General features: G+C 60.8%; 8 protein-coding genes. 4 read left to right on the forward strand and 4 right to left on the reverse strand.

Annotated features, from left to right (window positions below; all coding sequences use genetic code 11):
- Window positions 1-10 precede the first annotated feature (10 nt).
- The 3 genes from VGU25_07165 to VGU25_07175 form a co-directional block, all read right to left on the reverse strand.
- Window positions 11-1153 carry a glycoside hydrolase family 88 protein gene (locus VGU25_07165; GenBank protein HEV2576973.1) on the reverse strand — a complete coding sequence of 381 codons (1143 nt, stop codon included), beginning with the start codon at window positions 1151-1153 and terminating at the stop codon, window positions 11-13.
- Window positions 1150-1497: an L-rhamnose mutarotase gene (locus VGU25_07170; GenBank protein ID HEV2576974.1), complete on the reverse strand. Its 348-nt coding sequence runs from the start codon at window positions 1495-1497 to the stop codon at window positions 1150-1152. Before VGU25_07170 ends, VGU25_07165 begins: the two co-directional genes overlap by 4 nt.
- Window positions 1498-1573: 76 nt before the next feature.
- Window positions 1574-4339 (reverse strand): glycosyl hydrolase, encoded by a 2766-nt coding sequence (locus VGU25_07175; GenBank protein HEV2576975.1) that lies wholly within the window; start codon window positions 4337-4339, stop codon window positions 1574-1576.
- Window positions 4340-4539: 200 nt separating this feature from the next.
- On the opposite strand from VGU25_07175, the gene VGU25_07180 reads away from it, so the two are divergent.
- A complete protein-coding gene (locus tag VGU25_07180; GenBank protein HEV2576976.1) occupies window positions 4540-8481 on the forward strand; it encodes a carboxypeptidase regulatory-like domain-containing protein in 3942 nt (1313 codons plus the stop codon).
- Between the two features lie 203 nt (window positions 8482-8684).
- On the opposite strand, the gene VGU25_07185 is transcribed toward VGU25_07180, so the two are convergent.
- Window positions 8685-9872: an L-rhamnose/proton symporter RhaT gene (locus VGU25_07185; protein HEV2576977.1), complete on the reverse strand. Its 1188-nt coding sequence runs from the start codon at window positions 9870-9872 to the stop codon at window positions 8685-8687.
- 72 nt (window positions 9873-9944) lie between these two features.
- Here VGU25_07185 and VGU25_07190 point away from each other — a divergent pair, with 72 nt between their 5' ends.
- The 3 genes from VGU25_07190 to VGU25_07200 are packed head-to-tail and all read left to right on the forward strand — an operon-like array spanning window position 9945 to window position 12878.
- The gene (locus VGU25_07190) at window positions 9945-10724 is read left to right on the forward strand and encodes a (Fe-S)-binding protein (GenBank protein HEV2576978.1); all 780 of its coding nucleotides are present in this window, start codon (window positions 9945-9947) and stop codon (window positions 10722-10724) included.
- On the forward strand, window positions 10721-12232 hold the full coding sequence (locus tag VGU25_07195) for a LutB/LldF family L-lactate oxidation iron-sulfur protein (GenBank protein HEV2576979.1): 1512 nt from the start codon (window positions 10721-10723) through the stop codon (window positions 12230-12232). The genes VGU25_07190 and VGU25_07195 overlap by 4 nt, the downstream gene beginning before the upstream one ends.
- Window positions 12222-12878, forward strand: a complete 657-nt coding sequence (locus VGU25_07200) for a lactate utilization protein C (GenBank protein ID HEV2576980.1) — start codon at window positions 12222-12224, stop codon at window positions 12876-12878. The genes VGU25_07195 and VGU25_07200 overlap by 11 nt, the downstream gene beginning before the upstream one ends.
- Window positions 12879-12931: the final 53 nt, after the last annotated feature.

The raw sequence follows: 12931 nt of genomic DNA on the forward strand, positions 1-12931 counted from the left end.
AAAGACCGCGTTACGCCGGCCGCAGCAACGCCGCCGCCGTCCACAGCAACGGCGCCTGCCCGTGGAAGTCACCGGTGCGCCGCTTGCGCAGAAGATAGTAATCCAGATCGTTCTTCTTGTTCGTTCCCTCGCACACGCTGGTCACATCGTTGTTTTGATCCACATAACCCGCCAGCGCAATCCACGAGCGGTGAGCCGCAGAGCCGTACTCCGAAACCTTCAGCCGGCCGGTGCGCACGCCCGAGGTCAGAGCGTACGCGAACATGCCGGTCCCCGAGCTCTCCGGCCATGACTCCTCATGGTCGATAAGCTGCCGCCACGCTCCCGCAGCAGGCTGGTACTTCAGCAGTGCAGCCATCATCAGGTGATAGCCTTGTTCAATTCGCTCGCGCTGCGGATGCTGCTGCGGAAGATCGCGCAGAATCTCTGTCATCCCTGCGGCAAACCAGCCGTTGCCACGGCCCCAGAAGAACGGCACATCCGGAGCATGGAAGAAAAGCCCGTTCGGCTGCTGCAGCTTGTCCAGATACGCCGCCATCTCCATAGCTGCACGATCCAGATACTTATGATCGCCAGTCGCGCGGAACGCCTGCACCTGCACGATCGTGATCATCCACATGTCATCGATCCAGAACCGTGTCTCATCCGTCAGACCCTGGGCGTCAGGCTTCGCCCACTGTGCATCGGCGTAGCGCAAACCAAGGTCGAGATACCGTTTGTCCTTCGTCAGGATATAAAGCTCCAGCGGCAGCGATCCAAACATCGAATAGTCGACGTGCTTTCCTTCAGGCGGAAGCAGCGACGCTTCCGAGCTGAACAACGGCTCGAACCGCGACTGCAGCTTTTTGATCAGCTCCGTGTTGTTGGTAACCCGCGCGAGCTCAAGCGACCCCCACCAGGCGCAGACCTCCGGATAGACGATGCGATCCGGATGAAAGTGTGGTGACGTGACAAAGTGCTCAGCCACCTTCGTGCCGAGCTCGCTCGGATCGTAACCCTCCGGCCAGCTCTTCATGTCCGTCGACGTCATCAGTGCAGAAGCACTCGAGCTCTGTTGCGGCGCGGCCTCACCGTTGGCAAGTCGAGGCGCCACAGCGGCAGTCGCCGACAGCAGCACCGATGCGCTAAATCTTCTCCGCGTAATCAAACTCATGCATTTCCTCCAGTGGGAGAGCCTTCAAAATGAAAGACCTCAGGTATCTGTAGCCATTTGTCACCAGGCCCTGCCTCAGGCAGAACCTCCTGCATCGCATCCGTGATCTTCCACCATCGTTGCGTCTCGGGGTCGGCAGCCATCTTCCGCATGTCCGCCTCATAGTCGTCGCCATAATATTCGAAGTACGCGACGAGCAGATCGTTATACAGAAATATCGAGTAGTTACGGATGTTGCAGGCATCGATCGTTGCAAGCACGGTCGGCCACACCCTGCGGTGATACTCGATGTACTCCACCCGGTGTTCAGGCAGCAGACGAATTAGCTGACAGTAACGGCGCATGATTCTCCACATCCACGAAGCAGATGATGATTGCGGCTGAGCTTAGTTCACACCAGAAGTTCCACGGACAACAATCTTATCGGGATTCCATCCGTCTGCTGCTTTCTGGTGTCTCCGTCCCAAAAACAATCTGAACCGGTCCGCGAATCCCGGAAGGCACCGGCTGGAGGTTGTTCATATCCTGCATCTGAAAACGATCTCCGTACTTGGCCTTCAATGATGTGTAATCACGCGGCGGCTGGCCCGCGAGCTCGTTGATCGCCGTGTTGAACACACGCAATTCCAAAGTGTTCTCTCCGGAATGCGTTGCCGAGGTCACGTCGATCTCATACGGCGGATGCCACAAATCTCCCACGTGATTTCCATTCACGAACACCTCGGCCGCTTCATGAATCGGCGGATCGAGCCACGCCCTCATGCCCGGACTTCCCGGCGGACGGTTGTCTCGCACCGGCTCTCCCGACGCAAACTGCAGCCGCACATGCTCTCCGGTCTTCAGACTGTCCACATGGAACTGCGTCGTGTAGCGCGCCTCACCGGAGTAAAACTTCGTCGCCGCATTGTCAGTCCACAACGTATCGCTCACATTTTGCAGCGTCGGCTGCGCAGCAGATCCGCGGCTTCCCGGAAATGTCACGCTCCAATCAGCAAGCTTGATTGCTGATCCTGAGTCCGGCACGAACCGTGTCATCGCAGGAGCACCTGAACCTCCAGCTCCGTTAGACAGCACCAGCAGCCGCGATCCATATGCCGGCAGAGTCACAGGTTCACCCAGCTCAGCTCGTTCAGCACGTCCACCATCTGTGTCCCACCACTCTGCCTCGCGATAGCCAGAACGCACCCGCACCGGGAACGAAACGGGCTCCGCAGTCGTGTTCGCAAAGAAGTAGATGTCCGCATCGCTCAGATGCCGGTGCAGAAAGCCGACGTTGCCGCCGGCAGCTCCCAGCTCCATATCCGGTTTCAGCAACCGCGGAAGAGCAGATGCAAGCTCGCCTGTTGTCTCGACGTGAATCGCCTTCTGCAATAACTCCCGCACGCCGCTCGCGACCGCCGGTGTATCGCCGGCGTCCGCCAGCCCTCCAGCACGCGACGGCGTCTGCCCCAGGAACACCAGCTTCCCTCCGCCCGCCACATAAGCCTGCAAAATCCGAACACCGCTTAGTGGCATGCGCTCTGTCGGAGGCACCACAACAATTGGATAGTGCAATCCTCGATCCTCCGCCGCTGCAAGATCGACATAGTCCACGTTGTAGCCCGTGTTCAGAATCGCTCCCATCAGATCCGAGCTGATCCGGGTATGCATCTCGTCCGTCACGGACGCGTGACCCGGCCGGAACGCCGCCTGCGCATCATCCTCCGGAAGCAGCAGCGCCACATCATTCGCCGGCTCGCCCTGCCGCATCGCCCAGCTTATGCGCTGAATGTATGCGGTCACGTCATGCATCACCGGCCACCACGGATTATGGTCATTCAGCGCTGCCGCCGCGTATAGCGACCACCCCGGCTCCGCCACTCCCGGCGCCGAATACGGAAACCCGTGCCCGATAATCTGGTTCACGCCCTCCAGAAACATGCAGTCAGCTTCCGCCTTCATATCCAGCGGAGTCGCGCGCCACGCCGGTGAGTGCAGCCACGTAAACGTCTCCGCCGACGTGATCCTGTTCCCGTACACATGATTCGCAGAGCTCGCCCATCGCGTAAACGAGAACGCATGCCACTGCGGCCCTTCACCCTCCGGCAGCTGCGCAATATGTTCATCCGACAGCGTCACCGGCGGCTGGCCATATGTCTGCGACCGAAACTTCGTCGCATGCGCCGTCGCATACTCCGCCATCGGCCGCAGATAGTTGTCGCGCACCAGTTCCGACAGCGTCAGCCCCCAATCACGCCGCACACTCTCCGCCTCAGGCGTTCCTCCCTGCACTAGCTCCGGGAGATGCGGAATCAGATCGTAGCCCCGCCGCCGCGCAAACTCCGCCGGCAAACCCTTCGTCCAATCGGCCCCATACACCTCCAGCGAGTCCGAAAAAATCGAATACGGAGGCTGGCCCGAGAATCCTCCCAGCAGATCATCTCCCGTCGTCTGCTGATAATGCTTAATCGCCTGCCGTGACATGTGATCGAGCACATACCCTTCCCCACCAAACGCCGCTCGCTTCACCTGCTGTCGGGTGTGGCTCGAGATAAAAAACAGCTCCACCTGCTGCCCCGCACCCTCCGCGCGCGCCAGCTCCGCCGGCATCGCATCTCCCGGCACTCGCCTTGCGCTCTTCGCGTCGAACTCCCCCACTCTCCCATTCGCCACAAACGCCGCGATGAAGCTCTCACCCGCCGCCAGCTTGGGCAGTTCGCTCCCATTCCCCGGAAGCGCAACCTCCGCCGCCCGCAGCTTCCCCGACGCAAGATCAATCGGAATATTCGGCCCGCCGTACGGCCACCCGCTGCCCAGCGTGAGGTCGACACGCATCCCCAGCCCGCGCGCATGCTCATTCGCAAACTTCAGATCATCCACATACTCCGGCGATCCATAACGAAGATTCAGAATCCCCTTCGCCGGATCATCCAGAGCCAGTGGATACTCCGCCGCCAGCTCCACGCCGCCAATCCCCGCCGCGTGCATCACATCGAGCTCTCGCGCAATCTCCGGCTTCACCACTGCCGGCCCAAACCACCACCATCGCACCATCGGCCGCGCGTCAGCCGGCGGCGACGCAAACTCTGCTCGCAGTTGCTGAATCGACGGCTGCGCCACACCCGCACTCGCGCAGGCGCCGCATAGCGCCGCGGCAAAAACATATCGAAGTATCTGGCAGCGATGTTTGCTCCGTGCTCTGGTCATCGTCTACGAACTCTATTGGCCGCAAGATATGAACGTCAATAGAGATACTTATTCTTATTTGAACAATTGGTCTTTGACATCACAGACCTCGCAACCCTCGACCTCGTCAATTTGGAATAGTTTTCCTATTGACACCTGTCATACAGAAACCATAGAGTGCTCCCTCAGTTCAAAACTCGTTTGTTTGGAGGCCACCAAACATGTACTCGCTCTCTGTCGCCACATCCTTGAGACTCTTCCCAAAGGCTGCTCGCAAGCACGGGCTCCGGGAAATCTGTCTCGCTCTCCTCCTTTTCTGCTTCGGAATCACGTCCTCCGCCACCGCACAAACCGGCGGCGAAGGCGGCATCCAGGGCACCGTCGCCGACTCCACCGGAGCCGCCATCCCCAACGCCACCGTCACCGCGACCAATAACGCCACCGGTGTCTCCGAAAAACGCCAGACGACCAGCGCCGGCCTCTACACCATCTCTCCGATCGTCCCGGGCACCTACACCGTCACCGCCACAGCGCAGGGCTTTGACACCGTCAGCCAGAAGAACCTCACGGTCAACGCGCTCGTCATGACGCCGCTCGATATCACCCTCACCGTCGGCTCGACTGCCACCGAGGTCACCGTCACCACTGAACCCCCGCAGCTCGAGACCACAAACGCCACACTCGGCATGACCATCGAGAACGCCGCCTACTCAGGCCTCCCGCTCATCATGAACGGCGCCCAGCGCGACCCGACCGCCTTCGGCACCCTCGCGCCTGGAGCGCAGGGCGGCTCCCGCCTTCCCGTCATCGGCGGCACCGGCAACTACCTCGGCCAGCTCTACCTCGACGGTCTCCCTGCCGAAACCGTCAGCCAGCAGGGCGACAACCGTCTCGTCTCCCAGTCGATCAGCGTGGATGCCGTCGACCAGATGCAGGTCGTCACCAGCACACCGCCGGCCGAGTACTCCGGCGCCGGCGCCGAAAACTTCACCATGAAGTCCGGTGGCCTCAAGTTCCACGGCAGCGTGCAGGACTTTATCCGCAACACCGCCCTCGACGCCTGGCAGTTCAGCAAAGGCGCCACCAAGCCCGTCGATCACCAGAACGAGCTCTCGGCCACCATCGGTGGTCACGTCCCGGGCACACGCCGTGTCTTCTTCTTCTTCGCCTACGACCGCTATCACAATCGCACCTTTAATAATCCGGTCACCACCACGATCCCCACGCTGCAGATGCGGCAGGGCGATTTCTCGCAACTCAACTGCCTCACGATCACCAATGCATCGGACCGCCTGGCCTGCGCGACAGCCGGCGGTCCCTCTGGCCTCGGCGGCAGCTTCACCTACGGCGGCACAACCATCACCAACACGCCCTATCTCTTCGATCCCACAAACAACAACTGCGGCGGCACGGACGTCCGCTGTGCCTTCGAAGGGGCGAAAAATGGGGTTGCCACCTACAACGTCATCCCGCAAAGCTACCTGTCCCCCTTCGCGCTGAAGGCGGAGCAGTGGCTGCCTACACCCACGAACTCGGACGTCGTCAACAACTACACGGCCGGTCAAGCCGGAGGATTCGACAATCACCTCTACGATTGGCGAGTGGACTTTGATGTCAGTCCCAAGCACCGCATCTCCACCATCGGCGCCATGGGAACGGTCAACTACCTGAACAACTTCAACACTCCCTATCTGCCCCTTCCCTACACCGGCGGCGATCTCGCCAACATCTACCCCAAGGACTTCGACGTCGAGGATGCCTACACCATCACGAACTCGCTCGTAAATCAGTTGAAGTTCGGCTACGTCCGCTTCTACCAGAACATCCACAACACCACGCAGAACTCATCCACCTATGGCATCGGTGCCCTGGGCGTGACCAACCTCCCGGCCGGCCAGGCCGGCACGGAGTTCCCTGGCGCGACGTTCAGCGCCACCACGAAGTTCGGAACCGTCCAGCAGTATTGGACCGGCACCACGTCCGGACCTTCAGGCTCCGTCGCCACCCAGATCACCACTCCGAACAACTATGCTCTCGTCGATAACCTGCAGTGGGTCAAGGGAGCGCACTCGCTCACCTTCGGCGGCGTCCTGCAGTGGCAGGAGATCAACAACGCAAACCCCTCCACCTACACCGGCGTGCTCTCACTCACCTACAACGGCAACGATACAGCGCAGTACGTTGGCAGTTCCCTTTCGACCACTGCGACCGGCTACTCCTACGCCAGCTTCCTGCTCGGCGCGGTCGGAGGAACGCCTTCGCTTGGCCTGCAACCGGTCAGTGAGGAGGGCGGACGTTATTTCACGATCGCTCCCTACGCCGAAGACACCTGGAAGGTGAACTCGAAGCTCACCGTCGACGCCGGAGTCCGGTGGGACTACCTCCCGCCTTATCACGAGGTGAAAGATCGCTGGAGCTTCATGAATCCAACGCTCACCAACCCCGCCACCGGCACTCCGGGTGCAATTCAATTCGCCGGGAATTACGGCGGCGCAGGCGCAAGCTGCGGTTGCCGCACTCCGGTCCAGACCTACTGGAAGAACTGGGGACCGCGCATCGGCATCACCTACCAGACTGATCAGAAGACGGTCTTCCGTGCTGGCGTCGGCCGGGTCTTCTCCCAGGCCGGAGGTGTCGGCGGACGCGGCGGTGCGTTCAATGGCACCGGCCAGCTCGGCTTCAACGTGACCGCCACCGGACCGGCGGAAGTCACTACCGGCGCCGGCGCCGCGCCGTCCTTCTATCTCAACAACAGCGCCTATTTCACGTCGCTGGGGATCAACAACACCGATCTCTTCGGCAAGGGCTACGCTTATCCGACGCCGCCCGCGCCCGGCGCTGCCACGGAGAGCCTCAACGCCGGCCATTACGTGGACTCTTCGGGCGTGAAACATTTCACCGCCCAGTCAGTCTCCTACGCTGACCCATACTTCTCCAGCCGCGCGCCCGACTTCATGTTCTACAACGCAGGCGTCGAGCGCGCGATCACGAACAACATGACGCTGGCCATCAACTACGTCGGCAATGAGAGCCATCACCTCATCAACTCCACCAACACCGGGACCGGCACAGCACGCGGCTACTGGTCCAACCAGCTTGACCCCAGGTATCTCGTCGGCCTCGGCGCGGCAACCGATACCACCGGGAAGCTTCCGCTCCTCACAGCTCCTGCGAACACGGGGAACGTGCAAAAGGCGCAGGGTCTGATGTCCGGCATCAATATTCCCGGCTTCTTTACCAACGCCGCCAACCTCGGTGATACGACCGCGACCATCGCCCAGGGCCTCATAGCCTTTCCGCAGTACTCCGGCGTTTCCGATACCTGGGGCAACGTCGGCAACTTCAGCTACAACTCGCTTCAGGTCACCGTCCAGCAGCGCCTCGCTCATGGCCTGACGTTCAACTTCAACTACACCTGGGCGCGCAACGTGGGCGATGATGGTCCGTACCGCACCGGCTTCAACCTCCCGTCAGGCTCCGTCTCCGGAACCAGCCAGTCCTACCGCATGAACCGCATCGACCGCAGTGAGACGACCGTGTCGACCCCCAATGTGATCCATGCATTCGGGGTCTGGGACCTTCCCTTTGGCCGCAACCATATAGGCGGGAACAACTGGGCCGTCCGTACGCTGGCCGGCGGATGGTCTCTGGGGGACGTCTTCACCTACGCCTCAGGCACCCCGGTCCAGATCACCTACGGCGGCTGCACGACGCCTCTGCAGGGGCAATGCATGCCCGATCTGAACCCGTCCTTCTCCGGCTCCGCGCGCCAAAACGGCGGATACGGCGACGGTCCCAACGGCCGCACCGCAGCCAACCTGGCAAAGGTCGTCTACATCAACCCAACCGCCTTCAAGACACCCACGAATATCAATCAAACCGCGGGCGTCACCCTGCTCAACCTCATCGGCAACGCCCCGCGCACCGGCGCCCTGGACCTCCGCAACCCCATCCAGTGGAATATGGATGCCAACCTCCGCCGCAGCATCCCGTTGGTCAGAGAACGACTGGCGCTCGTGATTGAAGTCGACTCCTTCAACGTCTTCAATCACACCCTGTTCTCTAACCCGAACGCCGTCTTCAACTCCGCCACCTTCGGCCAGATCTCCAGCGCCTCCAATAAGCCCCGCTCCTTCGAGCTGGCCGGTCACATAACTTTCTAAGGTGTTGTCTCCTCCTCGAGCCCCGGCGACGTCCACCATCGCCGGGGCTTTTCTTCGCTGGCAGCCCCTCGCGACTTGACGAAACACCCCCTCCACAGGACGGGGCATGTCTGGGACCGCCCGCTCTCACACACTTAAAGTCCAGACCTAAAGTCTCTCTTCTGAAGACTTTGCGCAAAAAGTACGGGGGGGGGGGTACCCCACTAAAACCCCTTCGTCTTCAGGAAATTTCCGTAGCCAACTACCACGGTAGATCCGACGAGCAGGGTTAGCCCCAGCGTCACCAGCAGCTTCGTGGTCCGGCTCGTCCCCCGCCACTCGTGCAGCACCAGCCCCCACAGCGTCGCAAAGATAATGATCGACGCCATGTGCAGCGTCCACGACGAGAAGTCATACTTGCCCATCTTCGTCTGCCCCATCGAGTAGAAGAAGAACTGGAAGTACCAGATCACGCCCGCCATCGCCGCAAAGATGTAGTTCCCAAACAGCGCCCGCCCGGACAGCCGATAGCTGGACGGATCCGTCGGATCGAACTCCGCCAGCGTCTCTCCCGTCGTATGCGTCGCCCGCATCGGATTGATCCCCGGCTCCCCCGCAAACTGCCGAAACGACCTGTTCTGCAGGATAAGAATTGCTGACCAGACGAAATTCGTCAGGAACCCTCCCCACAGCACCACGATGAGAATCGGAAGATTCTGCCACAGGTCCAAGCGGCCTTCCGCCAGCAGTTGCGCCTTGGCCAGGTCGCCGAGAGGCTTTCCGGCCGACAGTCCGAAGGCGAAGAACGAGCTCATAAACCCGGCCAGGACCGCGATGAGGATGCCCTTTACGAAGCTGTAATCGCGCTCGCCGGCTTCTGCCCTAGCCTCCGGCGTAAGCTCCCGCTCCTTCCAGTACCCCGCCGCTCCATTGACCGCCACGCCCAGCACACACACAACCACACCCAGCAAAATGACCTTGCCGGACAACGCGTGCGCCATGACAAAAAGCTCGCGCTGGTTCATGGGCGGAACGCGATTATGGAATGGCGGCACCAGCGTTCCGAAGAACGCGCATAGACCGAGAGCAATCGCGTATCCCAGCGCGATGCCGAGATAGCGGATCGCCAGGCCGAACGTGATTCCCCCCACACCCCACAGCACGCCAAACAAGAACGCATACCGCAGGTCGCGCGGATAGCTGTGGTAGGCCTGCCCCAGCAACGGGAACACGTGCGGCACGAAAATGGTCGCCAGCACAGTCGGCGCGATGATCCAGGCGGCGAAGCCCTGGATGATCCAGTAGACCTCCCACGACCAGCGCCGTATCCGGCGGAACGGGATAAAGTTGGTAGCGGAAGCGAAGCCGCCAATCCAGTGATAGATCAATCCAAGAAACGGATTCGGTCCCACGATGTCTCCGTACGTTCAAAAGTTCGAATCATCCTACCGAACTCGACATAGCATTGTGAAATAGAATCTGTATTGAAATTTGTCCGCGAAGGAGCCTCCCTGCGCATCTCGCTCTTTATCACCTGCTATAACGACACCCTGTTTCCCGCCACAGGACAGGCCGTCGTTCGCGTGCTTGACCACCTGGGCCATACGGTCGACTTCCCTGCCGGCCAAACCTGCTGCGGTCAGATGCACGTCAATACGGGCTACTGGGATGAGGCACTGCCTCTGCTGCCGCGCTTCGTCGAACAGTTTCGCGACTCCGAGGCGGTCGTCGTTCCATCCTCGAGTTGCGTCGCTCACATGCGCGAGCACTACCCCGCCATGGCTCGCCAGCTCGAAGGCACCGGGAAATATCCCGGCCTCACAGCCGCGGTTGAGGCGCTGCTCCCGCGTGTTTACGAATTCTCGGAGCTGCTGACAAAACGGCTGGGCATCACAAATCTGGAATCGCTGTTTCCGCACCGCGTTACCTATCACGCAAGCTGCCATGGTTTACGCGTTCTCCAACTCGGAGAGGGACCGAATTCTTTGCTCCACTCTGTGCGTGGGATCGATCTCGTCCCGCTGCCGGGACTTGAGCAGTGTTGTGGATTCGGTGGAACGTTCGCCATCAAGAATCCGGATGTTTCGAGCGCGATGCTGGATGAAAAGCTGGACGCCGTGCTCTCGACAAACGCCGAGATCGTCACGGCCTGCGACAACAGTTGCCTGATGCACATCTACGGCGGCCTGCATCGGCGCGGCGCGCCTGTTCGCGCCATGCATATCGCTGAGATCCTGGCCGGTGAAGAGGAGAGTCCGCAATGAGCGGCCCTCTGCTCGATCCGCGCACGGCTCCCGCGTTTCCCAAGGCCGCGCACAACCTTCTGCGCGACCAGCAGCTTCGCAAGAATCTTCATCACGCGACATCCGTGATTCAGGACAAGCGCGCGCGCGTCGTCTCTGAACTGCATGACTGGGAGCAGTTGCGCCTCGCCGGCCAGCGCATTCGCGAGCATACGATGGCGCACCTCGATGCGTATCTAGAACAGTTCGAGCAAAACTGCACGCGTGCAGGCGGCGTCGTTCACTGGGCGCGCAACGCTGAAGAAGCTCGCCAAATTGTCGTGCGGCTCGCGACAGAGGCGATCAAGGAAAACCTGCAAACTTCGCCCGAGATCCTCAAGATCAAGTCGATGACCACCGAGGAGATCGGCCTCAACGGTGCGCTCGAAGCTGCGGGCATTCATCCCTACGAGACGGATCTAGCCGAACTCATCATCCAACTCGGCCACGACAAGCCATCTCATATCGTTGTCCCCGCGCTACACAAAAACCGTCAGCAGATTCACGAGATCTTCCGGCGCGAGATGAACCTGCCGGAACTCGGCAGCTCGCCCGAAGATCTCGCCGATGCGGCGCGCCTGTTTCTGCGCGAAAAGTTCCTGCGCGTTCCGACGGCGATCAGCGGAGCAAACTTCCTCATCGCAGAGACCGGTGGCGTCTGCATCGTCGAGAGCGAAGGCAACGGGCGCATGTGCCTGACGTTGCCGCGCACGCTCATCACCGTCGCCGGCATTGATAAGGTCATTCCGCGCTTCCGCGACCTCGAAGTATTCCTCCAGCTTCTGCCTCGCAGCGCAACCGGCGAGCGTATGAATCCGTACAACTCCATCTGGACCGGGATTTACGAAAACGATGGCCCGCGCAGCTTTCATGTCGTCCTGATGGACAACGCGCGAACCAGTGTGCTCGCCGACCAGGAAGGCCGGCAGACGCTCAACTGCATCCGTTGTGGCGCCTGCCAGAACATCTGCCCGGTGTATCGCGAGACGGGCGGCCACGCCTACGGAAGCGTGTACGCAGGCCCTATCGGCGCGATTCTTACACCGCAGCTTCAGCAGATGGAGCACGCGCGCAGCCTGCCTTACGCAAGCTCGCTTTGCGGAGCGTGTTATGAGGTCTGCCCGGTCCGCATCAACATTCCGGAGATTCTCGTTCACCTCCGCCATCGCGTCGTTCAGCACGATTCGAAAGGACTCGGCGCGCTGCGGCCGGAACCAATTGCAATGAAGGCAATGAGCCGCATCTTCCAAAGCGAGTCACGCTTTCGTGCGGCGCAGCGCCTCGCCCGCAATGCGGACCGCCCACTCGCGCGCAAGGACAAGACTGGCAAGGCTTGGATTCATTGGCTTCCCGGAATGCTCGGCGGCTGGACGCAATCGCGCGATCTTCAAGCGCTTCCGGATCAGACGTTTCGCGAATGGTGGGAGCAGCGGAATCGCGCGGCGCAGCGAAAGGTTGACTCATCAGCAGGAGGCACGAATGCCGGCTGACGCGCGATCTGAAGTCCTGAGCGCCATCCGGTCCGCAAATCGGGACGGGACAGACCTGAGACGCGCAGAGCTCGAGTATGCAGAGATCCCGCGGGATTACACCCAGCACGCCGCACTGTCGCGTGATGAAACCATCACTCAGCTCACAGAGCGCCTCATCGATTACAACGCGCACGTGTTTCCCTGTGACGCCGATCAGTTGCCGTCCGCCATTCGTGATGCGCTGCAGCAGCACGGCGCTGCTCGCGTTCTGGTACCGGAAGACTTTCCGCGCAACATGCTTCCAGAAGGATTGGCCGTCTCACCGGACACGAATCTCACACCCGCGGAGCTGGACCTATTTGATGCGGCGGTAACGTTGTGCACGCTTGCGATTGCTGAGACCGGGACGCTTGTTCTGCAAGGTCTGGCCGGCCAGGGTCGACGCGCCGCGACCCTCGTTCCGGACCTCCACGTCTGCGTCCTTCGCGCGGAGGACGTCGTCAATACCGTACCGGAGGGCTTTGAACGGCTTGTTTCGACGGCCAGGCACCCACTGACGTTTGTGTCAGGACCGTCTGCGACCGCCGACATCGAGATGACCAGAATTAAAGGCGTTCATGGACCGCGGCAGCTTCATATTCTGCTGGTTAACGACTTCGTTTAACTGCTGCCGACACGAAAGCCTTTGACAACGGAACAAAAATCGGCGAAGCTTGC

It is taken from the genome of Acidobacteriaceae bacterium (assembly GCA_035944135.1).
GTDB lineage: Bacteria > Acidobacteriota > Terriglobia > Terriglobales > Acidobacteriaceae > Granulicella.

What these genes read in the sequence shown, in the direction of transcription:
- VGU25_07165 (HEV2576973.1), bottom strand. Translation starts at nt 1,153, where the DNA reads ATGAGTTTGATTACGCGGAGAAGATTTAGCGCATCGGTGCTGCTGTCG.
- VGU25_07170 (HEV2576974.1), bottom strand. Translation starts at nt 1,497, where the DNA reads ATGCGCCGTTACTGTCAGCTAATTCGTCTGCTGCCTGAACACCGGGTG.
- VGU25_07200 (HEV2576980.1), top strand. Translation starts at nt 12,222, where the DNA reads ATGCCGGCTGACGCGCGATCTGAAGTCCTGAGCGCCATCCGGTCCGCA.
- VGU25_07180 (HEV2576976.1), top strand. Translation starts at nt 4,540, where the DNA reads ATGTACTCGCTCTCTGTCGCCACATCCTTGAGACTCTTCCCAAAGGCT.
- VGU25_07195 (HEV2576979.1), top strand. Translation starts at nt 10,721, where the DNA reads ATGAGCGGCCCTCTGCTCGATCCGCGCACGGCTCCCGCGTTTCCCAAG.
- VGU25_07175 (HEV2576975.1), bottom strand. Translation starts at nt 4,339, where the DNA reads ATGACCAGAGCACGGAGCAAACATCGCTGCCAGATACTTCGATATGTT.